The organism is Gordonia sp. DT219 (genome assembly GCF_049847065.1).
Lineage (GTDB): Bacteria > Actinomycetota > Actinomycetes > Mycobacteriales > Mycobacteriaceae > Gordonia.
The window spans coordinates 21,019-46,985 of the sequence record NZ_JBNCNR010000021.1 but is presented as its reverse complement, the minus strand read 5'-3'; the positions used below and the strand labels follow the sequence as shown (position 1 = coordinate 46,985).

At 67.1% G+C, this 25,967-nt stretch carries 26 protein-coding genes; 8 read left to right on the top strand and 18 right to left on the bottom strand.

Going from position 1 to position 25,967, the window contains the following annotated elements; genetic code table 11:
* Nucleotides 1-9 precede the first annotated feature (9 nt).
* Both ACPXB3_RS18460 and ACPXB3_RS18455 read left to right on the top strand, forming a co-directional pair.
* Nucleotides 10-1,287, top strand: a complete 1,278-nt coding sequence (locus tag ACPXB3_RS18460; RefSeq protein ID WP_425728966.1) for a sensor histidine kinase — start codon at nucleotides 10-12, stop codon at nucleotides 1,285-1,287.
* The gene (locus ACPXB3_RS18455) at nucleotides 1,287-1,940 is read left to right on the top strand and encodes a response regulator (protein ID WP_425704001.1); all 654 of its coding nucleotides are present in this window, start codon (nucleotides 1,287-1,289) and stop codon (nucleotides 1,938-1,940) included. Before ACPXB3_RS18460 ends, ACPXB3_RS18455 begins: the two co-directional genes overlap by 1 nt.
* Before the next feature lie 65 nt (nucleotides 1,941-2,005).
* On the opposite strand, the gene ACPXB3_RS18450 is transcribed toward ACPXB3_RS18455, so the two are convergent.
* From ACPXB3_RS18450 to ACPXB3_RS18385, 14 genes are all read right to left on the bottom strand, one after another.
* Entirely contained in the window at nucleotides 2,006-2,548 is a 543-nt protein-coding gene (locus tag ACPXB3_RS18450) for a hypothetical protein (protein ID WP_425728964.1), read from the bottom strand.
* A 43-nt stretch (nucleotides 2,549-2,591) separates the two neighbouring features.
* Nucleotides 2,592-3,134 (bottom strand): hypothetical protein, encoded by a 543-nt coding sequence (locus ACPXB3_RS18445; protein WP_425704003.1) that lies wholly within the window; start codon nucleotides 3,132-3,134, stop codon nucleotides 2,592-2,594.
* Entirely contained in the window at nucleotides 3,131-3,256 is a 126-nt protein-coding gene (locus tag ACPXB3_RS18440; RefSeq protein WP_425704004.1) for a hypothetical protein, read from the bottom strand. The genes ACPXB3_RS18445 and ACPXB3_RS18440 overlap by 4 nt, the downstream gene beginning before the upstream one ends.
* Entirely contained in the window at nucleotides 3,253-3,939 is a 687-nt protein-coding gene (locus ACPXB3_RS18435; RefSeq protein ID WP_425704005.1) for an alpha/beta hydrolase, read from the bottom strand. The genes ACPXB3_RS18440 and ACPXB3_RS18435 overlap by 4 nt, the downstream gene beginning before the upstream one ends.
* A gap of 74 nt (nucleotides 3,940-4,013) precedes the next feature.
* Nucleotides 4,014-4,811, bottom strand: a complete 798-nt coding sequence (locus tag ACPXB3_RS18430) for a hypothetical protein (RefSeq protein WP_425704006.1) — start codon at nucleotides 4,809-4,811, stop codon at nucleotides 4,014-4,016.
* Entirely contained in the window at nucleotides 4,811-5,188 is a 378-nt protein-coding gene (locus ACPXB3_RS18425) for a hypothetical protein (protein ID WP_425704007.1), read from the bottom strand. Before ACPXB3_RS18425 ends, ACPXB3_RS18430 begins: the two co-directional genes overlap by 1 nt.
* Before the next feature lie 123 nt (nucleotides 5,189-5,311).
* On the bottom strand, nucleotides 5,312-6,928 hold the full coding sequence (gene ctaD, locus ACPXB3_RS18420) for a cytochrome c oxidase subunit I (protein WP_425704241.1): 1,617 nt from the start codon (nucleotides 6,926-6,928) through the stop codon (nucleotides 5,312-5,314).
* A gap of 120 nt (nucleotides 6,929-7,048) precedes the next feature.
* Nucleotides 7,049-8,107, bottom strand: a complete 1,059-nt coding sequence (locus tag ACPXB3_RS18415) for an enolase C-terminal domain-like protein (protein WP_425704008.1) — start codon at nucleotides 8,105-8,107, stop codon at nucleotides 7,049-7,051.
* Nucleotides 8,104-11,085, bottom strand: coding sequence for an FAD-binding and (Fe-S)-binding domain-containing protein (locus ACPXB3_RS18410; RefSeq protein WP_425704009.1), 2,982 nt, complete (start codon nucleotides 11,083-11,085; stop codon nucleotides 8,104-8,106). The genes ACPXB3_RS18415 and ACPXB3_RS18410 overlap by 4 nt, the downstream gene beginning before the upstream one ends.
* Nucleotides 11,078-12,880: a thiamine pyrophosphate-requiring protein gene (locus ACPXB3_RS18405; protein WP_425728963.1), complete on the bottom strand. Its 1,803-nt coding sequence runs from the start codon at nucleotides 12,878-12,880 to the stop codon at nucleotides 11,078-11,080. The genes ACPXB3_RS18410 and ACPXB3_RS18405 overlap by 8 nt, the downstream gene beginning before the upstream one ends.
* A 122-nt stretch (nucleotides 12,881-13,002) precedes the next feature.
* Complete coding sequence (locus ACPXB3_RS18400) at nucleotides 13,003-13,860, bottom strand: hypothetical protein (protein ID WP_425704011.1); 858 nt, start codon at nucleotides 13,858-13,860, stop codon at nucleotides 13,003-13,005.
* A gap of 3 nt (nucleotides 13,861-13,863) precedes the next feature.
* Nucleotides 13,864-14,817: an EamA/RhaT family transporter gene (locus ACPXB3_RS18395; RefSeq protein WP_425704012.1), complete on the bottom strand. Its 954-nt coding sequence runs from the start codon at nucleotides 14,815-14,817 to the stop codon at nucleotides 13,864-13,866.
* 33 nt (nucleotides 14,818-14,850) lie between these two features.
* Entirely contained in the window at nucleotides 14,851-16,107 is a 1,257-nt protein-coding gene (gene serS, locus ACPXB3_RS18390) for a serine--tRNA ligase (protein WP_425704013.1), read from the bottom strand.
* 77 nt (nucleotides 16,108-16,184) lie between these two features.
* Nucleotides 16,185-16,598 (bottom strand): ankyrin repeat domain-containing protein, encoded by a 414-nt coding sequence (locus ACPXB3_RS18385; protein ID WP_425704014.1) that lies wholly within the window; start codon nucleotides 16,596-16,598, stop codon nucleotides 16,185-16,187.
* Nucleotides 16,599-16,661: 63 nt separating this feature from the next.
* Here ACPXB3_RS18385 and ACPXB3_RS18380 point away from each other — a divergent pair, with 63 nt between their 5' ends.
* Nucleotides 16,662-17,861, top strand: a complete 1,200-nt coding sequence (locus ACPXB3_RS18380) for a septum formation family protein (RefSeq protein WP_425728961.1) — start codon at nucleotides 16,662-16,664, stop codon at nucleotides 17,859-17,861.
* Nucleotides 17,862-17,869: 8 nt separating this feature from the next.
* Nucleotides 17,870-18,220, top strand: coding sequence for a metallopeptidase family protein (locus tag ACPXB3_RS18375; RefSeq protein WP_425704016.1), 351 nt, complete (start codon nucleotides 17,870-17,872; stop codon nucleotides 18,218-18,220).
* A gap of 126 nt (nucleotides 18,221-18,346) precedes the next feature.
* Here the strand turns inward: ACPXB3_RS18375 and ACPXB3_RS18370 are convergent, their stop codons facing one another.
* The 3 genes from ACPXB3_RS18370 to pheA all read right to left on the bottom strand — a co-directional run bounded on the left by ACPXB3_RS18370 (nucleotide 18,347) and on the right by pheA (nucleotide 21,150).
* Nucleotides 18,347-19,321, bottom strand: a complete 975-nt coding sequence (locus tag ACPXB3_RS18370; protein ID WP_425728960.1) for an HNH endonuclease signature motif containing protein — start codon at nucleotides 19,319-19,321, stop codon at nucleotides 18,347-18,349.
* A gap of 159 nt (nucleotides 19,322-19,480) precedes the next feature.
* Complete coding sequence (locus ACPXB3_RS18365; RefSeq protein WP_425704018.1) at nucleotides 19,481-20,170, bottom strand: histidine phosphatase family protein; 690 nt, start codon at nucleotides 20,168-20,170, stop codon at nucleotides 19,481-19,483.
* Nucleotides 20,170-21,150: a prephenate dehydratase gene (pheA, locus tag ACPXB3_RS18360; RefSeq protein WP_425704019.1), complete on the bottom strand. Its 981-nt coding sequence runs from the start codon at nucleotides 21,148-21,150 to the stop codon at nucleotides 20,170-20,172. Before pheA ends, ACPXB3_RS18365 begins: the two co-directional genes overlap by 1 nt.
* A 231-nt stretch (nucleotides 21,151-21,381) precedes the next feature.
* Between pheA and ACPXB3_RS18355 the strand changes: the two genes are divergently transcribed.
* The 4 genes from ACPXB3_RS18355 (at nucleotide 21,382) to ACPXB3_RS18340 (ending at nucleotide 24,935) form a co-directional block, all read left to right on the top strand.
* A complete protein-coding gene (locus tag ACPXB3_RS18355) occupies nucleotides 21,382-22,155 on the top strand; it encodes a DUF2470 domain-containing protein (protein WP_425704020.1) in 774 nt (257 codons plus the stop codon).
* A 39-nt stretch (nucleotides 22,156-22,194) separates the two neighbouring features.
* Nucleotides 22,195-22,995: a CPBP family intramembrane glutamic endopeptidase gene (locus ACPXB3_RS18350; protein ID WP_425704021.1), complete on the top strand. Its 801-nt coding sequence runs from the start codon at nucleotides 22,195-22,197 to the stop codon at nucleotides 22,993-22,995.
* A 268-nt stretch (nucleotides 22,996-23,263) separates the two neighbouring features.
* A complete protein-coding gene (locus ACPXB3_RS18345) occupies nucleotides 23,264-24,520 on the top strand; it encodes an LCP family protein (RefSeq protein ID WP_425704022.1) in 1,257 nt (418 codons plus the stop codon).
* Nucleotides 24,521-24,632: 112 nt separating this feature from the next.
* Nucleotides 24,633-24,935, top strand: a complete 303-nt coding sequence (locus ACPXB3_RS18340; protein WP_425704023.1) for a hypothetical protein — start codon at nucleotides 24,633-24,635, stop codon at nucleotides 24,933-24,935.
* Between the two features lie 26 nt (nucleotides 24,936-24,961).
* On the opposite strand, the gene ACPXB3_RS18335 is transcribed toward ACPXB3_RS18340, so the two are convergent.
* Nucleotides 24,962-25,963, bottom strand: coding sequence for a DUF5926 family protein (locus tag ACPXB3_RS18335; RefSeq protein WP_425728958.1), 1,002 nt, complete (start codon nucleotides 25,961-25,963; stop codon nucleotides 24,962-24,964).
* Between the last annotated feature and the right edge of the window lie 4 nt (nucleotides 25,964-25,967).

Sequence of the window (25,967 nt, the reverse complement as noted above, 5' to 3'; positions counted from 1 at the left end):
TTTTGTCGGATGACCGGCGCCGTGCGTGCGTGCGACGATGGCGACATGTGGCGTGTCCCGGTGTCTCGCGCACGGCTCAACGACTACGCATTGACCCTGCTGTTCTTCGCCCTCGGCCTCGCGCTGTATGCGACCGGACTCGGCCTGATCGGGCAGGACCTCGCCGCTGACCTACCCGCCTGGACCTGCCTCATCACGCTCGCCGTCGCGGCGTGTTTCCAGCTGTTCCGGTCGAGTCACCCCGGCGTGGCACTCGCCGGGGTGACGCTCGCCCTGATCGTCGATGCCGCGACCGTTCCGTCCATCGCGGTATGGCTGGTGTTCTCCGACATCGTGTACGCCACCTGCGTCTACGGTGGTCCGCGGCTGGTCCGTGGCCTCTACGCGGTCGCCGGAATCGTCTCGGTGGCCACGTTCCTGCTCGTGACCACGTTCGCCGGCTCCGATTGGCGGCTGATCTTCATCTGCCTGCTGTGGCTGATGGCCTTGGTCGGCTCGCCGCTGGCCTACGGGCTGGCCGTGCGGGAACACCGCAATGCGCTCGTCCTCGAACGCGCCCATTCGCGCACCCTCGCCGATCTGGCCGAACGCGAGCAGATCGAGGCCGTCGCCGATGAACATCGGCGACTGGCCCGCGAGCTCCACGATGTGATCGCCGGCCGGCTCTCGGCGATCACCGTGCAATCGGCGGCGGCGCTGCAATATCCGGAGGACACCGCACTCGCCGGCAAGGCACTGCAGTCTGTGCGCTCGAGCAGCGTCGAGGCATTGAGCGAGATGCGCGGACTCATCGATCTGCTCTCCGACGGCACCGATCACAGCGCGCCCGACGGTCGGGTCACCGCGGGCCTGCGTCGGATCGACCGTCTCATCGAGCCGATCGCCGAGTCCGGCACCGACATCGACGTCGACGTGCCCGACTCGCTCACCGCAGCCGCCGGCACCGATGAGCTGGCGCCGGTCGTCGACATCGCGGCCTATCGGATCGTCGCCGAAGCACTCTCGAACGCGGTCACTCATGCACCGGGACAACCGATCTGGGTCGCCATCACCTACGACACCGAGAAATTGCGCCTGTGCGTGCGCAATCGGCTCAGCCCGCACCGCGGCCGCACCGGCGGCGACACGGGACACACCGGCCGCGGACTGGGCAACATGCACACCCGCGCTCACACCGTCGGCGGCATCCTGCACGCCGAACCGGACGGCGACGAATTCGTCGTGGAGGCAACGCTTCCCGCTACCGGCGGCACCTCCGTCGGCACCACTACGCCGAAGGAAGTGTGATGACCGCCGTCCTGATCGCCGACGACCACGCCGCCATCCGCGCCGGGGTCCGGATGATGCTCGAACCGGCCGACGGAATCGTGGTCGTCGGGGAGGCGGCCGACGGCGACCAGGCGATCGCCGCCGCCCGCGAACTGCGGCCCGACGTGGTGGTGATGGACGTCCGGATGCCCGGCACCGACGGTATTCGCGCCACCGAAGTCATTGTCGGCGAGGGTCTCTGCCCGGTCATCGTCCTCACCACCTTCGACCACGACGAGTACGTGTTCGGCGCGCTGCGCGCCGGTGCCAGCGGCTTTCTGCTGAAGACCGCATCGGCCGAGGCGATCATCGACGCCGTCCGCGCGGCGCAGCGCGGCGACGCGACCCTCTCGCCGGAGGTGACCCGGCGCGTCGTCGACACCTTTCGTTCCGCACCGGAGCGCCGACGCGCGGCCCCCGCCACACCGCCGGCGGCACTGGCGGAACTGACCGCCCGTGAGCGCGACGTACTACGTTGCCTTGGAGAGGGTTTGGCGAATGCGGACATCGCCGCCACCCTGTTCGTCACCGAGGCCACCGTCAAGACCCACGTATCCCGGGTGCTGATGAAACTCGGACTCGAATCCCGCGTGCAGGCGGCGATCCTGGTGCGCGATCTCGGTGGCATCTGAGCCCGGCTCCACGAATCGGTAGACATCTCTCTCGGAAACCGCGACTGGATGCCTACCAAGCCGAGTCACCGGTCGCCGCCGGACGGATCCCGAACGCATGGCGATGACGAACTGATCTCCAACCTCAACAGCTGACTGACGGGGTAGTTGTAGATGAGCACTCCCACCGTGAACTTGCGAGAATCCGAGACCGTGACATTTCGCGGATCACGCGTATCGGGCTGAGGCCTGACGACGAACCCCTTCGAGACCAGGCCTTGCGCGCTGGCTCGCCATTGATCGATCCGAGCCGCATCCGGATTGTCGTGGTCGCGTCGGGCGACGTACCGCCACGGTGGCCCCGTCGGCAGCGCCGACGGGAAACTGTCTACGCAGCCGACGCGCGTGACGTCACCGGTAGGAGTGTCGTACCGGACCACGTCATCGGCTGGTGGGTCCACTGCATTCAAGTTGTCGATGACCGTCCGCGAAGCCTCGGCCGCCGACATCGAGATCGCTTCGACGTCGTCACCGTCGTCGGGGAGCAGACCACAACCCGCTGACACACTCACCACGATGGCCGGTACGACCACCATCAGGCATGCGCGGACACCACCACGCAGCGTCATCGCAAATCAACAATCCGACAAGCCCCGCGACAAGTCCCGCGAGTCACCGGTCGCCGCCGGACGGGTCCCGAACGCACGGTGAGGATGAACTGATCGACACTCTCAACAGCTGACTGGCGGGATAGTTGTGGATGAATACTCCCACCGTGAACCCGCGAGAATCCGAGACCGTGACATTTCTCGGATCATCCGTATCGACCAGTGGATCGACGTCGAACCCTTTCGCGACGAGACCTCGTGCGCCGGCCCGCCATTGATCGATCCGAGCCACATCCGGATTGTCGTGGTCGCGTCGGACGACGTAGCGCCATGGTGGACCGGTCGGCATCGCCGACGGGAAACTGTCTGCGCAGCCGACGCGCGTGACGCCACCGGTAGGTGTGTCGTACCGGACCACGTCATCGGCTGGTGGGTCCACTGCATTCAGGTTGTCCATGACCGTCTGCGAAGCCTCGGCCGCCGTCATCGAGATCGCATGGTCGTCCTCCCCGTCGTCGGGGAGCAGACCACAACCCGCTGATGCACTCACCACGACGATCGGTACGACCACCATCAGGCATGCCCGGACACCACCGCGCGCGATCATGGGGGCGTCACCTCGACGGTCAAGGGTCCTGGGGCCAGGATCACCGGTGGCGGGGTGGTGTTCTCGAGCCGGGTGTCCGGTGCGCGCCACACGTACTCGGTGGGTTCCTCACCCCTGATCACCTTCGCCATGTTCTGGAAGGCAGTCGATTCCGGGTCGTCCCAGTAACCGCCGTGACTGTGCGCACCCCACACGAGTTCGCGCGAACCGTCGTCCTTCTGCCCGTAGTAGCCAGTTCGAGGCGTGTCACGCCCGGCGTGGTGTCGGGGTCCCCGCCGTGCTGAGTTTCCAATCCCTGGAAATACTGGATCGGATCCCCCGGCGCGGTGAGCGAGTATCGCCGCACGTCGTCATTCGGGTTGTGCCAGGGCTGATCATCGATGACCCCGGTACCTGCCGATGATGCATAGATCACGTTGTCGGCGTTGAGGCCCAACTGCTCAGCGGTCCCGACGATCGATCCGCCGTAGGAGTGTCCGATGAAGGTGGTCTTCGCGTCAGGTGAAGTCTCGTCGAGCGTCCGGTCCAGTTCATGACCGAAGGACACCAGATCGGGTGCCATCCGCCTGGCGAGCGTCGTGTCCATGGCGTCGTTGTCCCCGAAGGGATTGACGAATGCCGAAACCCCGTTGCCTGCCGGGAATTCACCGTCCATGTAAAGGATGACCGGCCCGCCCGATGCACGCGCCAGGTTCAGTGCCGCGTTGTGGTTGGACTGGCTGCCGTTGAGGTTGCTGTTCGTTCCCGGCACGTAGACCGCGACATTTCGTGTCGTCGGGTTGATCGCGCCGACGATTTCGATCATGTTGCCGTGTCGCGTGTTCTCGAAGGCGAGGAAGGTCCGCTCGATCCGGCCGTCGTCCGCGCCCTCCTGACGCGTCAGCGGATCTTCGATCGGGTGAGCATCGCCTTCAATTGGTCGATCCGGGAATTGTCTGGTGGCTGCTTCTGGAGTTCGTCGGCAAGTGTGTTCCGGATGTTGACCTCGTTCGCGTCGATACGCACCGGGAACGGGACACCGTCCATGTTCCCGATCACATCGGGGTCGGCCTGGGCGAGTCTGCGCAGTTGCTCGGGTGTCAGACGACCCAGCAGCGCGGCACGCTCATCAGGCGTCATACCTTTCAGCCGGGAGACCAGCGCGTCCGGATCGATCGCCCCGATCCCCGACACGACGAGGTCTGGCTGTCCCTTCACCATCGACGCCAGATCCGATGACAGTCCTTCGAGGCGTGACCCGTAGGTTTCGTCGAGTTCGTCGACGGTGTTCAACGCGGCGGTGATGATCGCCTGCTGCGTCTCGACGTCTTCCGCCTTGTCTGGATCGGGGTGCGAGACGACACCGAAATTGTCGACGTCGAGTTGGGCTCCGATAGCGTTGCGGACGACGCGCAACGTGTACTCCTTCGCATACCCGAGATCACGGCTGGCGTCGCCGGCCTCGTCGGCAGTCCGATTGAGGACGTTGCGCACCTCTCGCGCGTGATCTTGTTCCTGCGTGATGCGGGTATGCGCGGCATCGCGGGTCTGTCCGAACCAGGATCCCGCGTTGTCGATGCCACGTACGGCCGAATCGACGGCATCGTCCAGTTTGGCGGCGTTGCCCTCGGCGAGGGCCGACAATGTCTGCAGCCCAGCGATATCCCAGCTCTCGAGCTGATCGATCGTCGGCCGCATCAGCGCTCGGAGAGTTCACGAATGCCGGCACCGGCGCGACTGTCCGTCTCGACCACACGAGAGTTGAACACCTTGAGTTTGTCAGCCAGTGCGGTCAGTCGTCCACCGATGGAGTTCGTGGCGGCCGCGGCCGGTGACGCCACCGAACGCGCGGCGGCAAAGGTTCGGCCACCATTGCCGGTCACCGAACCAAAAGCGGAGAAGTCCAGCCCGTTGACGGTGGTCCCCTGGCTCCGCCAACCGTTGGCGATACCTGTGACCTGCGACGGCAGAATGCCGAACCCTGCCGATCGCTGCTGAGGCTGCCCCGGTGGCGGTGGGACCGGGCCCGGTTCGGCCGGCATCGGCTCCCGCGGTGGCGTCGTCGGCGTCGTCATCGAACCCCCTGGCCCCGTGCCCGGTCGTCGTCGAACGGGCATCGATTCGTCCGTCATGGCGAACGCCACGACCGCAGGTCAACATACCCGACTATTCCGGCTCCGCGAATCTTCGATCCACGGTCATCGGCTCGCGGCCTTGCGGCCGTGTACGTGGGCCTCGTCGCGTATTCGTTGCCGCATATGGGGATAGTGCAGCTCGTAGGCCGGCCGCTCGGACCGGATGCGCGGCAGTTCGGTGAAGTTGTGCCGGGGCGGCGGGCAACTGGTGGCCCATTCAAGTGAATTGCCGAAGCCCCACGGGTCGTCGGCGGTGACCACCTCGCCGTAGCGGTAGCTGCGGAAGGCGTTCCACAGGAACGGAATCGTGGACACCCCGAGGATGAAGGCACCGACGGTGGAGACGACGTTCAGCGTCGTGAATCCGTCGGACGGAAGGTAATCGGCATAACGGCGGGGCATGCCCTCGTTGCCGAGCCAGTGCTGCACCAGGAAGGTGGTGTGAAAACCGATGAAGGTCAACCAGAAGTGGACCTTCCCGAGTTTCTCGTTCAGCATCCGCCCGGTCATCTTGGGGAACCAGAAGTAGATGCCGGCGAAGGTGGCGAACACGATGGTGCCGAAGAGCACGTAATGGAAGTGGGCGACGACGAAGTAGGTGTCGTGGACGTGGAAATCCAGCGGCGGGGAGGCCAGGATGATTCCGGAGAGCCCACCGAAGAGGAATGTCACCAGGAATCCCACCGAGAACAGCATAGGTGTCTCAAAGGTCAACTGTCCCTTCCACATCGTTCCTATCCAGTTGAAGAACTTGATCCCGGTGGGTATCGCGATCAGCATCGACATCGCGGAGAAGAACGGCAGCAGCACGGCACCGGTCACGAACATGTGATGGGCCCACACCGACATCGACAACAAGGCGATGGCAAAGGTCGCATAGACCAGCCCCGTGTAGCCGAAGACCGGCTTACGGGAGAACACCGGGAAGATCTCGGTGACGATGCCGAAGAACGGCAACGCCACGATGTAGACCTCCGGGTGTCCGAAGAACCAGAACAGATGCTGCCACAGGACCGCGCCGCCGATTGCGGGATCGAAGACGTGGGCACCGAAGATGCGGTCGGCCATCAATCCCATCAGCGCCGCGGTGAGCAGTGGGAACGCGATCAGGATCATGATGCTCGTGGCCAGGATGTTCCAGGTGAAGATCGGCATCCGGAACATGGTCATACCCGGTGCGCGCAAGCACACCACGGTGGTGATCATGTTGACCGCGCCGAGAATGGTGCCGACACCGGAGACGGCCAGACCCATCGCCCACAGATTGCCGCCGACGCCCGGTGAGTTCATGGCGTCGCTGAGCGGCGTGTAGGCGGTCCACCCGAAATCGGCGGCGCCACCCGGGGTGAGGAAGCCGGCCAGAACCACGGCGCCACCGAACACGAACAGCCAGAAACTGAGGGCGTTGAGACGCGGGAAGGCGACGTCGGGGGCGCCGATCTGCAAGGGCAACACCACATTCGCGAAGCCGATGACGATGGGGGTCGCGTACAGCAACAGCATCACGGTGCCGTGCATGGTGAACATCTGGTTGTACTGCTCATTGGAGAGGAACTGCAGCCCGGGTTGCGCGAGTTCGGTGCGCATCAACAGCGCCATCAGGCCGCCCATCAAGAAGAAGGCGATACACGCCACGATGTACATCTGCCCGATCAGCTTGTGGTCGGTGGTGGTGATCATCCGGTAGATGAAGCTGCCGTGGAGCCCCCGTGCGGGGTACGGCGCCGCGGCAACGGGGGCCGTCCGTGGCTTTTCGACGGTGGACACGGGGTCGACCTCCTGATGAGAATTCCGCGCGGGTCAGTGTGCGGCGGCGAGCGTCATGCCGTGGCCTGCGGATGCCGACGGCTTCAGTGCTCCGTCGATGACCTCGGGGACGCCGTCGGCCAGGTGGGGCTCGAGGCGGGCGTGGTCGGCGAAGTATTCGATGTGCCGGATATTCGGCGTGGCCGCAGCCACCGGGGTGTGGAGCGCCGGAGCGCAGTGCGCCGAGACGTCGAGGTGATGCGCGGCGGCGATACCCGCGCAGCGGAACCAGGCGGTGTATCCGCCGCAACGCGTCACATCGAGTTGCAGGCAGTCGACCGCCGGTGCCGTGCGTTCGGCGTCGGTGATGTTCCACACGTACTCGCCCGCGGTGACATCGCAGTCGAGTCGCTCGCGCAGCGACGCCAGGCCCACCAGGTCGTCGCTGGTCACCGGTTCCTCGAACCAGGTGATGCCCATCCGATCCAGCTCGTGGCCGACCCGGACCGCCTGGCCGCGGGTATAGGCACCATTGGCATCGACCATGCAGTCGGCGCCCGTGGGTGCCTGGTCGACCAATGCGGTCGCGCGCGACAGATCGCGCTCGATTGCCGTACCGCCGGCCTCCCCGATCTTGATCTTCATGCCGCGGCACCCTAGGCGTGACCACTCGTCGACGTATCCGCGGAGCTGCTCGGCATCCTCGTTGACGAACCCACCCGATCCGTAGACCTCTACGCGCGAATGCATCTCGCCCCACAGCGTGGTGAGGCCGACGTCGAGCGTGCGGGCCCGCAGATCCCACAGGGCGATGTCGACGGCGCTGATCGCCTGCATCACCAGTCCGGTGCTGCCGACATTCCGGCACGCCCGTACCATCGCCTGCCAGCATCGGGGTGGGTCGGCGAGGTCGTCGTCGTGCAACGCCGACCGCAACACCGTGTCGATCACCTCGGTGGCCGCGCGGTGACCGTAGGTCCAGCCGAGCCCGGTGTGGTCACCGGCCGCGATGGTCACCACCACCGCCGTGGTGGCGTCCCAGCGCAAGGTGCCGTCCTCCTCCGGGTGGGGAGTCGGAAATCGGCGGCTCTCGGTGCGTAGCTCGAACGTCATCGGTTGCCGTCGATCCGGTCGGCGAGGAGTTCGGCCAGATGACGTCCGACCCGGCCACCGCTGTCGAGTTCGGCGATCTGGGTGCGGCAGCTGAATCCGTCGGCCAGCACTTCGGTCTGCGCGGGCGCGTCGCGGATCGAGGGCAGCATCGACTGCTCGGCACAGGCGACGCTGACGTCGAGATGACCGGGCTCGAAGCCGAAATTGCCTGCCAGCCCGCAGCATCCCGATTCCATGAAGGTCGCGTCGATGCCTGCGGTCTCGAGCACCGACCGATCGGCGTCGGTGCCCATCACCGCATGCTGGTGGCAATGGGTTTGCACGAGCGCGGCCGCCGGGCCCGTACCATCGGTGCCACCACGGCTCGGTAGCTGCCATCCGGGGGTGTGCGCGTCGAGGAGCTCCGCGAGCGTCACCGTCTGATCGCGCAGCCGCCGCAGGAGTTCCTCGTCGCCGAGCAATTCGATGGCATCGGCGCGGAACACCGCAGTACAACTGGGCTCCAGACCGACGACGAGTCCACCGGCACGCAGATGATCGGCCAGCGCGTCGAGCGTGCGGCGCAGCACCTTCTCGGCGACGTCGAGTTGCCCAGTCGAGATCCACGTCAGCCCACAACACAAGTCGCCGTGGGGAATCCGGACCTGCCACCCGGCGTCCTCGAGAACCCGGACCGCGGCCTGGCCGATATGTGGATGGAAATGGTTGGTGAAGGTGTCCGGCCACAGCATCACCGTTCCACGAGACGGCTTGGCCACCGGATACCCAGTGGGCCGACGAGACCACCACTGCTGCAACGTTGTTGAAGCAAACCGTGGGATCGCACGGTCCTCGAGGCCGGCGATCCGGGTGCCGATGCGGGCCAGCGGCCGTTGTGCGGCCAACGCATTGACGAGTCTGCCTGCGCGGATATGTCCGATGGCGGCAGCGGCCACCGGTAACCAACCCATCGTGTAGTGGGCGCGCGGGCGCAGCCGGCCCGCGTAGTGGTGGGCGAGGAACTCGGCCTTGTAGGTCGCCATGTCGACGTTCACCGGGCAATCGGCTTTGCATCCCTTGCACGAGAGACAGAGGTCCAGCGCATCACGCACCTCGGTCGATTGCCAGCCGTCGGTGATGGTGCTGTCGGGATGTCCGCCGATCATCTCGAAGAGCAGCCGCGCGCGCCCGCGGGTGGCATCCTCCTCCTCCCCGGTCACCTGATACGAGGGGCACATGACCGATCCGCCGGAGTGGCTGTGCTGCCGGCATCTGCCCACGCCGACACAGCGATTGGCGGCCCGGACGAATGAGCCGTCGTCGTCGGGATAGGTGAAATGCAGATCGGTCGGATTCGTCGGTTGCCATGCGGCGCCCAGCCGGAGGTCGCTGTCGAGCGGATCGGGATCGACGACCTTGCCCGGATTCATCCGGTTGTGCGGGTCGAAGATCCGCTTCAACTCCCCGAACGCCGACACCAGGCGGTCACCGAACATGATGGGCAGCAACTCGCCCCGCCCCTGCCCATCGCCGTGCTCACCCGACAGCGAGCCACCGTAATCCGCGACCAGCCGTGCCGCGTCGGACATGAACGCCCGGTAGGTCGCCACTCCTTGGGCACTGGTCAGGTCGAACGGGATTCGCGTGTGCACGCATCCTTGCCCGAAGTGACCGTAGATACTCGGCGCGGTCTCGCCCAGGTATCCGTACTTCTCGTAGAGTCCCTGCAGATCCCGGATGTAGTCGCCGAGCCGGTCGGGCGCGACCGCGGAATCCTCCCAGCCCGGCCAGGTGTCGGGCTGACCGGGGACGTGGGCCGTGGCGCCGAGTCCGGCCTCTCGTACCTGCCAGAGTTTGTCCTCGACGGCCGGGTCCTTGAGTACCGAGACGTGCGGGTCGTCCTTGCCGATACCGAGATCCGACCGCAGCCGCGCGACGGCATCGGCGACCTCCGCTCGCGTCTGGCCACCGAATTGGACCATGAGGAAGGCCTTGCCCGCCGGAAGGTCGTGCAACGCATCCGGATCGATGTGATTGCGTTGCTCGTCGACGATCAGCCGATGGTCGAGCCCTTCGAGTGCGATGGGGTCCGATCGGATGACGACGGGGACGTGGTCGGCCGCGTCGGCAACGCTGTCGTAGCCGAGCACGACGACAGCGCGCTCGGGAAGCACCGGCACGAGCTCGATTTCGGCGTGGAGCACGGTCACCAGGGTGGCCTCGCTGCCGACGAGTAGTCCGGCGACGTCGAAGTTGTGCTCCGGCAACAATGAATCGAGATTGTAGCCGGAGACGCGGCGCGGAATGTCCGGATATCCGCGGCGGATGTCGTCGGCATACTCGTCGCGCAGCCGCCGCAGTTGCCGGTAGATCGCCGACACCGGATCGCCATGCCGTTCGATGGCATCGTATTCGTCGTCACCGGTTGCCCCACACCAGAATCGGGTGCCGTCGTACAGCATCACCTCGAGGCGCGCGATGTTGTCGACGACCTTGCCGGTCCGCTGTGCCGTCGCACCACACGAGTTGTTGCCGATCATGCCGCCGAGTGTGCAATTCGGGTGGGTCGAGGGACGCGGCCCGTATTCCAGCCCGTGCCCGGCGAGTGCGCGGTTGAGATCATCGAGCACCACGCCGGGTTCGACCACGGCCCGGCGCCGTTGCGCGTCGACCGACACGATCTGGTTGCAGTATTTGGACCAGTCGATCATCACGGCGTGGTTGGTGCACTGTCCCGCCAAACTGGTGCCCCCGCCCCGGGATACGATCGGCGCGCCGGCGTCGCGGCAGGCATGGATGGCCCGGACGCCGTCCTCGATCGTTCTCGGTACCACCACCCCGATCGGAACCTCCCGGAAGTCGGAGGCATCGGTGGAATACGCACCGCGCGTGCCACTGTCGAATCGGACCTCACCGTCGAGCTCCCGAGCGAGACGGCCGGAAAGTTCGGCCCAGCGTGATTGTGGCCCAGTGGATTCGGCGGCCTCGACGCTACTCACCGTCTTCTGCTTTGGTGCCGGGAAGGTATTGCTGCACCTTCTGTTTCGCGCCCTCCTTGATGATGCCCCAGGCATCCTCGTCGCCCTTGACCAACGCGGCACTGAGCGACATCGCCTGCTCACGTGTGGCATGCGGCGGGATCGGCGGAACACTCGGATCACAGCGGACGTCGAGCACCGTGGGCTCCTCGGCGGCCAGTGCCTTGTCCCAGGCATCCCCGAGCCGGCCGACGTCGTCGACGTTGATGCCGCCCAGTCCGATGCTGCGCGCGAAGCCGGCGTAGTCCATCTCCGGAAGATCCTGGGATGCTTTGAATTTCGGCGACTTGGTCATCGCACGCTGTTCCCAGGTCACCTGGTTGAGGTCGTTGTTGTGCAGCACGGCGACCACCAGCCGCGGATCGCTCCACTGCTGCCAGTAGTGCGCGATCGTCAGCAGCTCGGCCATGCCGTTCATCTGCATCGCCCCATCGCCCTCGAAGGCGATCGCGGGCCGTTCCGGGTGCGCCCACTTCGCGCCGATCACATACGGCACCGCCGGCCCCATCGTGGCCAGCGTGCCCGACAACGACCCGCGCATCTGATCGCGAAAGACGATGTGGCGGGCATACCAGTTCGCGGCGGAGCCGGAGTCGGCGGTCACGATCGCGTCCGACGGCGCCCGCCGGGAGAACTCGTGGAAGATCCGCATCGGATTGATCGGATCGGCGTCGGTCATCGCCTGCCGTTGCGCGGTCTTGTCCCATCGCTGCACATGTTTTTCGACCGACTCCCGCCAGGACCGGTCCTGCTTGTACTCCAGATGCGGAAGCAACTGCTGCAGTGTCGCTTTGGCGTCGCCGACGAGATTGACCTCGTTGGGGTAGCGCATGCCGATCCACTTGCCCGACCGGTCGATCTGGACGCCACGGGCCTGCCCGAATTCCGGGAGGAACTGGCTGTAGGGAAAGTTCGATCCGACGGTCAGCAGGGTGTCGCAGTCACGCATCAGGTGGTAGCTGGCGGTGGTACCGAGCAGGCCGATCGAGCCGGTGACCCATGGCAGGGTGTCCGGGAGGACGTCGCGGCCCAGCAGCGCCTTGGTGCAGCCCGCGCCCAACGCCTCGGCGACCTGGGTGACCTCCTCGACGCAACCACGCGCACCCTGCCCGATGAGCATCGCGACCTTCTTGCCCTCGTTGAGCACCGACGCCGCTCGTGCCACGGACTCCTTGTCGGGGGCCGCGGAGGCGGGCTCGATACCCATGCTGGAGGGCACCTGTTTGAACGCGTGCTGCGGCGGCGTGTACTCGAGTTCGAAGACGTCGGACGGGAAGATGATCGCGGTCGGCGCGCGCTCGCTCAACGCGGTTCGAATGGCCCGATCGAGCAGATTCGGGATCTGCTCGGGCACGGTACACATCTGGATGTATTCACTGCACACGTCCTTGTACAGCGAGAGCATGTCGATTTCTTGCTGATACGACCCACCCATCGCCGACCGCTCCGTCTGCCCGACCAGCGCCACGACCGGCACATGGTCGAGCTTGGCGTCGTAGAGTCCGTTGAGCAGATGCACCCCGCCCGGGCCGCTCGTCGCCGCGCACACCCCCACGTGGCCGGAGAATTTCGCGAAACCGACGGCCTCGAAGGCGCTCATCTCCTCGTGGCGTGACTGCACGAACTGCGGTTTGTCGTCGGCGCGCGCCCACGCGGCCAGCAGTCCGTTGATCCCGTCACCGGGATAACCGAACACCTGACTCACGCCCCATTCACGCAATCGGGACAAAACGACGTCGGCGAGTGTCTTACTCACGGAACCTCCTCGGGGTGCGCTACCGGTAATCAGTAGCGCGTACCCGATTGGTCAGATCCCTACACGTTGTCCGGAGCACGGTTTCCGCGCGGTGCTACCTCGGTGCGCTCGGCGCGGCGCCCTCAACCCTCGGTGCTCGCCACCGCCGACGACATCGCGACGATCACGGCACCGGCAACCGCGGCGCAGAAGGCGATCACCGCGACGACGGCCCAGCCGGCGCGCACGGTGTCACCCAGCAACACGATGCCCGCCACGCCGGGCACCACGGTCTCCCCGACGACGAGTGCGGCAGAGGCGGCGCTGACCGACCCGGTCTGCAGTGCGACGGTGAACAGATAGAAGCCGCCCACGCCGCAGACGATGATCGTGTAGGCGGCCGGGTCGGTGAGCAGCCGGGCAAGGTCGAACGGCGAGATCCCGTCGACGATGCGCACGGCGACGGCCAGGCAGCCGAACAGCACACCACCGAGCAGCCCGGCACCCACGGCAACCCGGGCGCCGGAGAACCGCATCAGCACCAGCCCGGCCGCGACGAGCACGGCGCCGACGACGAGCACGCCCCAATGCAGGAGGTCACCGGCATCCCGGTGTCCCTCCTGCCCGGCCGCGACGCCCAGGACCGCCAGCGATGCGACGACGACGACGATGCCCGTCCAGTCGCGCGCCGACAGCCGCGCATGCAGCATCACGGTGGCCAGCAAGGCAGTGACCACCAGATTCGCGGCGATGATCGGTTGGGCGACGAACAGCGGCATCGTTCGCGCGGCCACCATGTTGCCGGCGAAGCCGAGGGTGTCGAGGGCCAGGCCGCCCAGGAACGAGACGGTGATCATCGCGGCGAAGGTCGACGACGCGCTCGGCACCTGTCCGTGCGCGGCGGCGCCGTCGTCGACCTGCGCCGCGCCGCGCGCCTGCAGCACCGACGCGGTTCCGTAGGCGAGAGCCGCGATGACGGCCGCGATCAGCCCGATCAGCATGTCTCAGGCCTTGTCGACGGGTGCGGGCCCGAGTTGGCGCGGCCGGTGCTCGTGGTGATAGGCCGCGGCCTCGGCATGCTCGACGGCCTGCACCGCGCTCGACGACGACACGATCACCCCGCCGATGACGGCGGCGACGAACGCGACGATGGTCGGAATCTCCCAGCCGTTGTTGATGGTGTCGCCGAGCAGCAGGATCCCGATCGCACCGGGGATCACCGTCTCGCCGACGACGAGGGCGGCGGCGGCACCGTTGACCGACCCGGTCTGCAACGCGACGGTGAACAGATAGAAGCCGAGGATGCCGCTGAGCACGAGTCCGTAGAGCGCCGGATCGGTGAGCAACTGACTGACCGAGAACGGTGAGACACCGTAGAGCACACGCGATGCCACCGCCATCACACCGAACATCGCGCCGGCGACCAGACCGGTGGCCGACGCGATGTGCTTGTGCAGCACCCGCATCAACACCAGTCCGAGACCGAACAGCACGAACGTCGCCGCCAGCGTCGCCCAGTGCATCCAATAGTCGTTGCGCGTTCCCTCCGGGCCCGCGCCCACCGCGAGCAGCACCAGTGCGGCGATGACCACCGAGCCGGCGATCCAATCCCGCCGGCGCAGGGCCACGTGCAGGATCAGCATCGCCAGTACTGCGGTGACCACGAGTCGTGCGGCGATGATGGACTGCGACAAGAACAGTGGGATCAGACGCGCCGACAGGATGGTGGCACCGAAGCCGACGACGTCGAAGAGCAGGCCGAGCAGGAACGGCCATCTGATGATGGTGCGGACGGTGGACCGCAGACTCGGCGGCGCCTGGGTGGCCACCGAGCCGGGGGTGGCGGTGGGGTCGTCGGCCTCCCGCCGCGCAGTCCATTCGGCGGCCATCGATTGCAGGACCGCCGCGAGTGCGAACGCGATCGAACCGATGACCGCGGCAATGACGCCCATCATCATGTCGTGCCTATCCCTGCGGAACCGATCTCGCCATCATGCCGGGGTCAGCAGATCGGTGCCGACGAATCGCGCCAGCTCGGCAGGTAGCCGCACCGAACCGTCGGGCTGCTGATGGTTTTCCAGGATCGCCACAATCCAGCGCGTGGTCGCGAGGGTGCCGTTCAGGGTCGCGGCGATCTGCGGCCGACCGTTCTCGTCGCGGTAGCGGGTCGAGAGCCGGCGCGCCTGGAACGTCGTGCAATTCGACGTCGATGTCAGCTCGCGGTACGTGTTCTGCGTCGGCACCCACGCCTCGCAGTCGAATTTGCGGGCCGCCGACGACCCGAGGTCGCCGCCGGCCACGTCGATGACGCGATAGGGCACGTCGATCGCGGCGAGCATCTCGCGTTGCCAGTGCAGCAGTTTCTGGTGCTCGGCCTCGGCCTCGTCGGGTCGGCAGTAGATGAAGCCCTCGACCTTGTCGAACTGGTGGACGCGGATGATGCCGCGGGTGTCCTTGCCGTACGAGCCGGCCTCCCGGCGAAAGCAGGTCGACCAGCCGGCGTAACGCTTCGGTCCGTCCGACAGATCGAGGATCTCGTTCATGTGATAGCCGGCCAGCGGCACCTCGGAGGTACCCACGAGGTACAGGTCGTCGTCCTTGTCGAGGTGATACACCTCGTCGGCGTGCGCGCCGAGGAAGCCGGTGCCGCCCATGACCTCCGGACGTACCAGCACCGGCGGGATCATCAGGGTGAAGCCGTTGGCGGTGGCCTTCTGGGCGGCCATCGTGAGCAAGCCCAGTTGAAGCAGCGCACCCTGCCCGGTGAGGAAGTAGAACCGCGACCCCGACACCTTGGCCCCGCGTTCCATGTCGAACAGACCGAGGGATTCGCCGAGCTCGACATGATCCTTCTGGTTGTCGATGACCGTCGGCTCACCGACGTGCTCGAGTACGACGTAGTCGTCCTCACCCCCGGACGGCGCTCCCTCGACGATATTGGCGATCGCGGCGTGGGCGACTTGCGACTTCGCGTCGGCCTCGGTCTGCCGGGCGACGGCAGCCTTGACCTGATCGGCGAGTTCTTTGCCCTTGGCCAGCAGCTGCGTCTTCTCCTCGGGCGCGGCCTTGCCGACCTGTTTGCCCAGCGCCTTCTGCTCGGAACGCAACGAGTCGGCCTCGACGATCGCCGAGCGCCGCGTGACATCGGCATCGAGTAGTTGGTCCACCAGACCGGGGTCCTCACCGCGGGCCCGCTGCGAGGCGCGGACACGGTCGGGATCTTCGCGCACAATCTTGAGGTCGATCACGACTTCAAACCCTACTTGAGCTGCCGTGCAACCCCCGGCCAGGAGTGCCGGATGTGCAGATCGCGTCGCCGGATTCGTCAGTGCTCGTCGGCGGGATCGCCCCATCGTGCGAGGTAGTCCGCACGCCCGAACATGAGGGCGGTGTCGTGGGCGGTGGGCGCGCCGTGGTGCGGGTCGGCGCCCGCCCCGAGTAACACCGTGACCACGTCGTCGTGGCCCTTGAACACCGCGCCCGCCAGCGGACTCTGCCCACGGTCGTTGGCCAGATCCGCGTCGGCGCCGCGTGCGAGAAGGGCTGCGACGGTGTCGGCGTGGCCGTGGTAGGCGGCCAGCATCAGAAGCGAGTCGCCGGCTTGATTGCGCAGGTCGGCGGGCACGCCGGCGTCGAGGTACGCGGCCAGCTCGGCCGTCGTGCCGGCCCGTGCCAGCCCGAACAGGCGGGTGGCCAGGGCGATGACCTCGGGATCGATCTCGCCGGGATCGGAAGTCACCTCGCCGAGTGTAGGACGTGGCGCGCTCGGAGTCTGTGGACCGACCAGGCATCATGGAGGGCGATGAGTGACGAAGCCCACCGCGACGAGCACGACGACGACGTCGCCCGCGACGAGCCGGACAGCCGAGCCGTCGATTTGACGAAGTACGACGACCAGCCGACCACGCAGTTCACGCCGGCCGAGTCCCCGCCACCCCGCAGCCGAGTGCAGCGCAACGCCGTGCGGATCGGGCTGGCCGCGATCGTGATCGGCGCCCTCGTCGCCGCGGGCGTCGCGTTCGCGATGGGCGCGTTCAACGATCGCGGCAGTGTCGGGACCACCGACATCGGCCAGCACGACCGGCTCGCCGAGAACGCATTCACCCAGTCGAATCCCGGGGACTGTCTGACGTGGCCGGAGAACAGGCCGGGCGAACCATCGAAGGTGGTGTGCACCGACGAGCACCGCTTCGAGGTGGCCGGCGCCCTGGACACCGCGCTGCTGCCGGGGTCGGAGTTCGGTGATTCCGCGCGGTGGCCCGGGCCGGAGCGGTTCGGCCAGATCCGCGACGAACAGTGCCCGGTCATCGTCAACCGCTACCTCGCCGGCCGTCTCGACCCGGACGGGCGATTCTCGGTTGGCCTGATGTATCCCTCGGAACAACAGTGGGACAAGGGCGCCCGCGAATTGCGGTGCGGACTGCAGGTGACCGGCGCCGATGGCACCCCCCAATTGTTCGCAGGCAAGGTCGCCGATCAGGATCAGTCCTTCCAGTGGCCGGCGGGCACCTGTATCGGCATCGACACGCAGACACGACGCGTCGCGTCGCCGCCTACGGTGGTGGGATGCTCTGAGCCCCATGCATTTCAGACCACCGGGATCGTCGACCTCGGGCAGCAGTTCGGCGATGCGACCTCGGGTAAGCCGTGGCCGGGCGAGAAGGCGCAGAACGAGTACCTGGCAACGATATGTCCGGGCCAGGCCGAGCGATTCGTCGGCGGCAAGCAGAAGCTCGATGCCACCGGCCTCAATACCCAGTGGTCGGTGATCAGTGAACCGCGCTGGCTCTCGGGAAGCCGTAAGATCGTGTGCTTCATGGGTCTTCCGGACCAGGGTGGCTTCGCGACCCTCGTCGGTGATGCCCGCGGCGCCGTGCTGATCAACGGCAAGATCCCCCAGCCGCCGGAGCAGGGGCCGCCCGGACGGGCCTTGCCCACGCCGGTACCGCTGCCGCCCGGCGTCGTTCCCAATCCGTTCGAGACACCGGCCCCGGCCGGATAGGCCCGGGCATGCCGGTACGGATGCGTGACGACGAGTTCGAGGAGTTGGTGGGCGACGCCCTCGACTCGATTCCGGGCGAACTCACCGACGCGATGAGCAACGTGGTGATCCTGATCGAGCCACACAACCCGGAGGCTCCGCACATTTTGGGCCTGTATTCCGGTGTGGCACTGACCAGACGGACACACGACTACGGCGGGTTCCTTCCCGACACGATCCATATCTACCGGGATCCGATCCTCGCGATGTGCCACAGCCGCGAGCAGGTGGTGCACGAGGTGGCAATCACCGTCGTCCACGAGATCGGCCACCACTTCGGCATCGACGATGACTGGCTACACACCCACGGGTGGGGCTGAGCAGCGGAAGCCTGGGTGCCGGGCCGGCGCCCTATGAAGTTCTCAAACAACAATTGCAGCCCCGGCGGGCCGGGTGCGGGGTCAGAAAGTTGTTGCGGGCAAGCCTGTTTCAGGCGGCCAGTGTGGTCAGGCAGCGTTGTCGAGGCGTAGCGTTCGCCGGTTGTAGGCCGGTAGTGGTCGTCGTTTCGGGTCGACCGTGGCCGGTGGGATCAGCCACGGATGCCGGTCGAACCCCATCACCACATCCCAGTAATCATTCGGCCCGCTCGCTTCGCTCCCGGCGCCGGCGCGATCGTGAACGTCGTGGTGGCAGCTGGTGCAGAGCAGGCAGCCGTTGTCGAGGTCGGTGGGGCCACCGTCGGCCCAATGCCGCAAATGGTGCGACTGGGTCCGCGACGCGGGTGCACCACACTTCACGCAGCATTCGTCGCGCAGGATGAACGCTTTGCGTTGGGCATTGGTGAACAGGCGTTTACGGCGTCCGAGTTGTAGGGGCGCTTGTTCGTCGTCGAGGATGGCGACAGTCAGTTGGGCGTCACACGTCAATGTGGTGGCGAGTTGGTCGGTGACCGGCCCCATGTGTTGCAGGGCAGACCGGTCGGGCTGGTGGGCGTTGAGCGTCAAAAGGATGTCGTAGCGCGACGTGGTGGAGACGGTGTGGTCGCGGCGTTGCTCGGGGGTGATGGGTTCTCCGGCGCGGGATTCGATGTGGGTGAGTCCGAGGACGACCGCGTCGGCGTGGTCGAGGGATATCGCACCGTCGACGGTGTGGATACGCAGGCCGTCGAGCTCCGTGGTGGTGCCGACGCGGACGAGTCGGCTGGCAACAGCCGGGGCGATTCCCATGGTGATCAACAGTTGTCGTACCGACCGGCCTTGGGGCGCGGTCATTTTGAGGCGGTCGAACTCACCGGTCATGGTGGCTGCGAGGTGATCGAGCATGTTGCGCAAGGTGATCAGTTGCTGCATTGCCGCGAACGCTTCTCGTGAGGTGATGTCCGCGCGGAAGGTGCGGTCGTCGAGTTGGGTGATGAGGCCCGCGAACAGGTCAGCCGAAAGCTCCGCGGACAGTGAAGCCGAAAGCGCGGTGTCGTCGATCATGGAATCCCCCTGGATGCTCTTGCGGTGACTCCATCCTACGCGAACCCACCGACAAGATCCCACGCTCTTGCCTGGAGCTGTGCAACGAATACTGTTTGTGGACAACATTTTCCGCAGTTCAGATGGGCGCGCGATTCTGTCGGAGGCGTGTGCTACCGCTCAGCCCATCGGATTCCCGTCGACGACCAGTGGTTCGTCGACGGCCTGCCCGAACGGCGCCCGGATGGCGCCCCAGCGGTGACACACCCACAGCCCGTCGCGGTATTCGAGTTCGACGCTGCCCGCATTGGGCAGATGTGTTGCGGCGGCGAACTTTCCATCGATCCCGGCCAGCCGGGCCGCAACCAGCCGAATGGCTGCCCCATGGCTGACGACCACCACGTCGGTGGCGTCGGGCCCGCTCAGGTGCCGCTTCGCGAGTTCGTCGATGGCCGGTAGATAGCGGTCGTAGACCATCTGGAGGGATTCGCCACCGGGGATGCGGGTCTGCGGTGCGCCGCCGTACCAGGCGTCGAGGACCTCACGGAAGACCCCGTGCGCCTCATCGTCGCTGCGGTCCTCGAGCTCACCGGCCTGCACCTCGTGGATCCCCTCGACGGCCTCGGGGTCGACCTCCCACACCGAGCCGATCAGCTCGGCGGTCTGCTGCGCCCGGCGGGCCAGCGAACTGACCAGCACCGCCGGCCGCCCGGCCGACTCGCCGGTCACTTGCAGACGGTTCTCCAGACCGTACCGAACACCTTGACGCACACCGAAATCCGTCAACGCCGCGCCGGGCAGTGCGGTGTCGAGGCGGCGCATCACGTTGGCGGTGGTCTCGCCGTGGCGAACCAGATGCAACCGGGCCATCAGTCTGCGCCCCGACGTATCCGGGCCAGCCATTGCGCGCCGGCACGATGGTCGGGCGGCGGAGTGCCGCCACCCGCGTCGGCTGACCACGACCCGAGAAACGTTATCCGCTCCGAGCGCCGATATAGCGCCTGCAGCGCCTCGGCGATGGCGGCGTCCTCGATGTGCCCGACCGCATCGAGAAAGAAGTGATAGTGGCCGGGCATCGTGGTGCCACGTTCCACGTCGCGCCGCGGCCGGGACTGGATTCGTGTGAGATCGATTCCGCGTGAGGCGAATTCGTTCATCGCCGCCATCAGGCTGCCCGGCTCGTTGGAGAGTTCGAGGATCACCGACGTCCGGTCGGCGCCGGTGGGCGCCGGCGGCGCGCCCGGGCGGCCGATCAGCAGGAAGCGGGTGACGGCGTCGGTCGCGTCACTCACACCGTCGGCCAAAACCGTCAGCCCGGCTCCGTCGGCGGCCAGCCGCGTCGACACCGCCGCGTCGGCGCGTCGGGCCGCGACGTCGATCGCCGCCGCCGCATTGGACGATGCGGTGACGAATTCGGCTCCGGGAAAAAGCTTCTCGACGCTCGCACGAACCTGCGCCGAGGCGACGGGATACGCCGCGATCGAACGAACGTCTGCGGCGGTGGTATCCGGCCGCGCGGCGATGGTGAAGGCGATGTCCAGATTCACCTCCGCGAACACCTGCACCCGGGGCACGAGGGCGCCGGGGTCAGGGACCAACGCGTCCATGGTGGCGGGCACCGATCCCTCGAGCGAGCTCTCGATGGGCACGCAGGCGAACTCCGCATGCCCCGAACGCACGGATTCGATGGTGGCCACCGGACTGCTCGCCGCCACTTTGCTGATGTTTGAGATGGCCATGGCACCGGTCCGGCCGACCAGCTCGCCCAGCAGCGGGGCGTCCGCGAGGAACCGGTCGAGGGCCATCTCGGTGAACGTTCCGGGCGGGCCGAAGTACGCGAACTGGGTCACGTCAAAAGCCTAGTGGACTGTGTCACGTGAAAAGCCCAGGAAACAGGGTCACGTGAAAAGCCAAGGAAACAGGGTCACGTGAAGAGCCCGGTAAACATTCGAGCAGCGCGATTCTCACCATTGACGACAGACGTCTCTGGATTTAGGTTAGGGTCACCTTGGTAGAGCCGTCGCGTTGCCGGTCCCGCCAAGGCCGGACGCCGGATTCTCCCCAGATCAGTGAGGACCACCATGACACGTGCCATCACCGACCGTCCGTCGGACGCCGAGGCGATCGCGACCGCCTGCCGCCGCGCCTCCACCGCGATCCTCGCGGTGGAGGATCCGGGCCGGCCCGCCGGCAGCGAACCGGCCCCGGTCGATCTGATCCACCTGTTCGAGTCACAGGCCTTCCTGCTGGTGCCCAGCGACTGCGCCGTACTCGACCTTGCGACCCATACCGTCGACGGCGTGCCCGCGATGGTCGAGATCACCGACTGCGCCCCCATCGACCTGCGCGAACGCGTGCGGTCGCTGATCTGGCTCAGCGGCACCGCACACGCGGTGCCGTGTGAACTCGAACGGGATCTGGCCGTCGAGATCGCCGCCGAACATCCCGAAGGCAGCCTCCTCGACATCGGACACGGACGCTCGATGATCCGGCTGCAGGTGGGCAGTGCGGTGGTGGCCGGCAGTTCCGGTGCGGCAGCCGTCTCGGCCACCGAACTCGCGGCCGCCGTACCCGACCCGTTCTGGTCCTACGAGAGCGAGTGGCTCGTGCACCTCGACGCCGACCACGCCGACGTGGTCGGCCGACTCGCCCGCAAGCTTCCGGGCGATCTCCGCAAGGGGCGCGTCCGGCCGCTCGGACTCGACCGCTTCGGCATCCGGTTCCGCGTCGAGGGAGCCGACGGCGACGCCGACGTGCGACTGCCCTTCCCGCGTCCCGTCGACGACGTCGGCGAGCTCTCCCGTGCGCTGCGCTCGCTGGCCGGCTGCCCGTTCCTCAACAGCCTGCCCGGCTGAGCGGTCCGGAGTCGGCGCCGCACCGTAGTCTGACCACCCATGCGGGTCTCGTCGTTGGTGCGTCCCCCGGTCCAGGCGCAGGTGGCGGTGGTCACCGACCCACGGGAACGACGCGGACTGATCATCGAGCTCGTCATCGTCGGCGTGCTCACCTTCGGCTTCTCGGCACTGTCGGCGATTCTGTCGCTGGTCGAGATCCAGGTGACGAGCGGGGTCGGCAACGCCACGGTGGCCCTCAACCCCAGCCAGTCGTCGGTAGCCGCGATCGATCTGCTCCGGCAGCTGATGGGCGCGGCCCGCCTGTACGCCATCGCCGCCCTCGGTGCCTATCTGCTCTGGCGCAGCGGACTCGTGCTGGGTCGTCTCGGTCTGGGCCGGGTGCGCACTCCCGACATCCCGCCCGGCCTGACGCTGGCCGCGGTCATCGGGCTGCCCGGGCTCGGGCTGGTCGCCGCGGCGCGGGCCCTGGGGATGAATGCTCACCTCGTACCCAGCGAGACCGGCGGCACCTGGTGGCACTGGCCGCTCTACATCCTTCTCGCCATCGGCAACGCGGCGGCCGAGGAGATCGTCGTCGTCGCCTACTTCATCACCCGGTTACGCCAGCTCGGGGCGTCGGAGAACGCGTCGCTGGCCGCCAGCGCGGTGCTACGCGGGGGCTATCACCTCTACCAGGGCGTCGGTGCCGGGCTGGGCAATCTGGTGATGGGCCTGATCTTCGGCCGGTACTACCAGCTCACCAACCGGGTGTGGCCACTGGTCATCGCCCATGCGGTCATCGACGTCATCGCGTTCGTCGGATATGCGCTGCTGCACGATCACCTGGGCTGGGTCGGGTGAAACCCGCCACCGCAGTGAATGACACGGGCACGGCGGGTACGTCGGTACATTCGATGAGGTGAACCAGCCCGATCCGCCGAATGCGGGACGACGCGGTGGTCCATCGCCCGCCCCGAATCGACGGAATCCGGCGCCGATACCCCCACCCCGTCAGAACCCTCCCCCTCAGAACTCACCCCGTCAGAGCCCGCCCCGCCCGCATGGCCGGTACGACGACCGGCAGCCATTTGTGCCGGGCGCGCGTCCCGGCGGCACTCCACGCCATCCGGTGCCCCCGGACCCCGCCGCACCGACCCGGCGGGTGGCGCCCCCGAATCGCCCGCGCAACGACGTCTATGAGCCGCCCCGCGCATACTCCGGGGTTCCCGGGTACGCGCCACCGCAACAGCCCGAAGCGATTCCGGGCCGCGCCCGCCCGGCCGAACCCGCTCCCCGCGAGCGGCATTCGTCATCGGGCGCACCTCCGCGCCGCCCGCGCACCGACGACCCGCGCGCGGCGCCGCCGAGGGAGCCCACCCCGAAGGGGCCCGGTCGCCGGCGCAGACCGTCGCTGCGCCGGCCACGCACCGGCCGCCGGCTCACCAAACGTCGGGTCGGGGCGATCGTGCTCGTCATCTTGTTGGTCCTGGTGATCGTGCCGGTGGCCCTGATGTTCTACTACGACTCCAAACTGCATCGGGTCGACGCACTGGCCCCGTACGCCGGTCGGCCGGCGAGCACCCCGGGCACCACCTGGCTGATCGTGGGGACCGATTCGCGCGCCGATCTCTCCGCGGAGCAGCGCCGCGACCTGTCCACCGGTGACAGCGACGGCGCCCGTACCGACACGATCATGCTGGTGTACAAACCACCGTCGGGAAAGACCTCGATCATCAGCATCCCGCGCGACCTCTATGTGCCGATCCCCGGTCAGGGCAGCCACAAGGTCAACGCCGCCTTCAACTTCGGTGGACCGACGCTGCTCGTGCGCACGGTCGAGCAGCTCTCGGGGGTGCACATCGACCATTACGCCGAGATCGGCTTCGGCGGTTTCGACACCCTTGTCGATGCCGTCGGCGGCGTGAACATGTGCATCGACGCCCCGCTCCACGATCCGAAGGCCGGGCTGAACCTCAAACCGGGGTGCCAGACCCTCAACGGCCGCGAGGCACTGGGCTTCGTCCGTACCCGCGCCTTTGCCAACGCCGACCTCATGCGCGTGACAAATCAGCGAAAGTTCCTCGCGGCGTTGATGTCCAAGGCGACCAGTCCGTCGGTTCTGCTCAATCCGTTCCGGTTGTTCCCGTTCGTCAGCGGCACCGTGGACACCTTGACCGTCGACAAGGGCACCCACATCTGGAATCTCGCGATGCTGGCGTGGTGGTTGCGCAGCTCGCCGCAGACGATCACCACGCCCAACGGTGGACCCGTCGACACCGACGACGGCAGCTCGCTGGAGGTCGACGACTCCACCAAGCAGTTCTTCGACGCCATCCGTCAGGGCCGGCAGATCCCGCAGGAATTCGTCGACGGACAGGCGGGCTGACGACCGGCCACCGCGGTGTGGGATCAGTCCGATTGGCCGCATTTGCTCACCGATTTTTCGAAACTCGGCGAAAATTCAGCCATTCTTCAGCAGGGTGGTGCAGGGTGGGCCCATGGCTTCATCGCGCATGAACCCTCGACCCGACCGTTTCACCACGGTGCCCCGATGGTTTGCCGCATTGGCAACCGTCTACGGCACGGCGCTGACTTTTCTGGCGGCCGCTTTCATCCTGGGCGCGAGCACCTGGTCGCACACCGCCACCGCCAGCGCCAGTGCCATCGGCGACGGCTTCGCCCACTGGTGGCCGTCGGCGAGTCTCGCGGCGGCCATCGTGGCCATCATCCTCGTCAGTTTCGGGGTGGCCGCGTCCCGGCGGCGCCGATCGCACGCCCGGGCCCGGCTGCCGCGCCCGTAGACTTCCGGTCCCCGCGAGGGCTCGGCTCAGCGCAGGGTGACCTGCCGGCCCCGGATACCGTCGCGGGAACTGCGCTCGTCCAGAGTCAGTTCCGTCGTCGCGGCGAGCGCCTCGGTGAGTCGGCCGTCGAACCGGTCGAGCTCGTCGTACCACTCTTCGTGATGACGTTCGTTGTCGAGATCGAAGACCGGGACCAGCAGGCCGTGGGTCCGGAACGAACCGGCAAACCGCGAGCCCTCGCCGAGGCTCAGCTGCCCGGCCGCATGCAGTCGTGCCAGCGCGGTCATCACTTCGTCCTCGGGTTCGGGACGCACCCAGCGCAGATGTGCGCGTTCGCCCGCGTCGACCCACCACGGTGCACCGTTGCCGCTGCTGACATGCATGCGCGCGGTCGGCAGCACGGTGTCATTGGCCCGTTCGAGCATCGCCGCGATCTCCGGCGGCACCTCGTTGCCGGGCGGGAACCACCACGCGAAGTCGCCGTGCACGACGATCTCCAACTCCGCGTCGGCCTTGAGCACGTCGGTCAGCGCCGGCCGCGCGGCCCCGTCGGGTGTGGTCTCACCGCCGTGCCGATATTCGCCACCCGGGCCGGCATGGGCGGCCCACGCGATGGCCGCGGCCAGCGCACCACTCAGGTCATCTGGGTCGGGATCGGTTTGCAGCGCCACCAATGCCTCGGTGGCACCGCTTATCTCGCGGGTGATGCCGGTGACCGCACCGGGCAGGATGGTGGCGAGCACGACCTCGTTGCGCGCCCCTTCGGGGGCAGGCGGTGCGATCGCGGTGTCGTCGGGGAGTACCGAGGTCAACTCGGGTCGCGGCGGTCCCGGTTCGACGAGGTCGAGCACCGCGGTCGCCGACGGGACGAAGGTGTGCAGCGCCACCAGATCGCATTCGGCGGCGAGACCGGCGAACGGGCGCGGGGGCGGCGCGAGGGCTGCGGCCTGGCGCTCCTTGCGTGCGGCAACCCGCTCGGCGCGATTACTGCCCGGACGCGGACCACTGCCCCGCTTGCTCTTGCCCATGGCT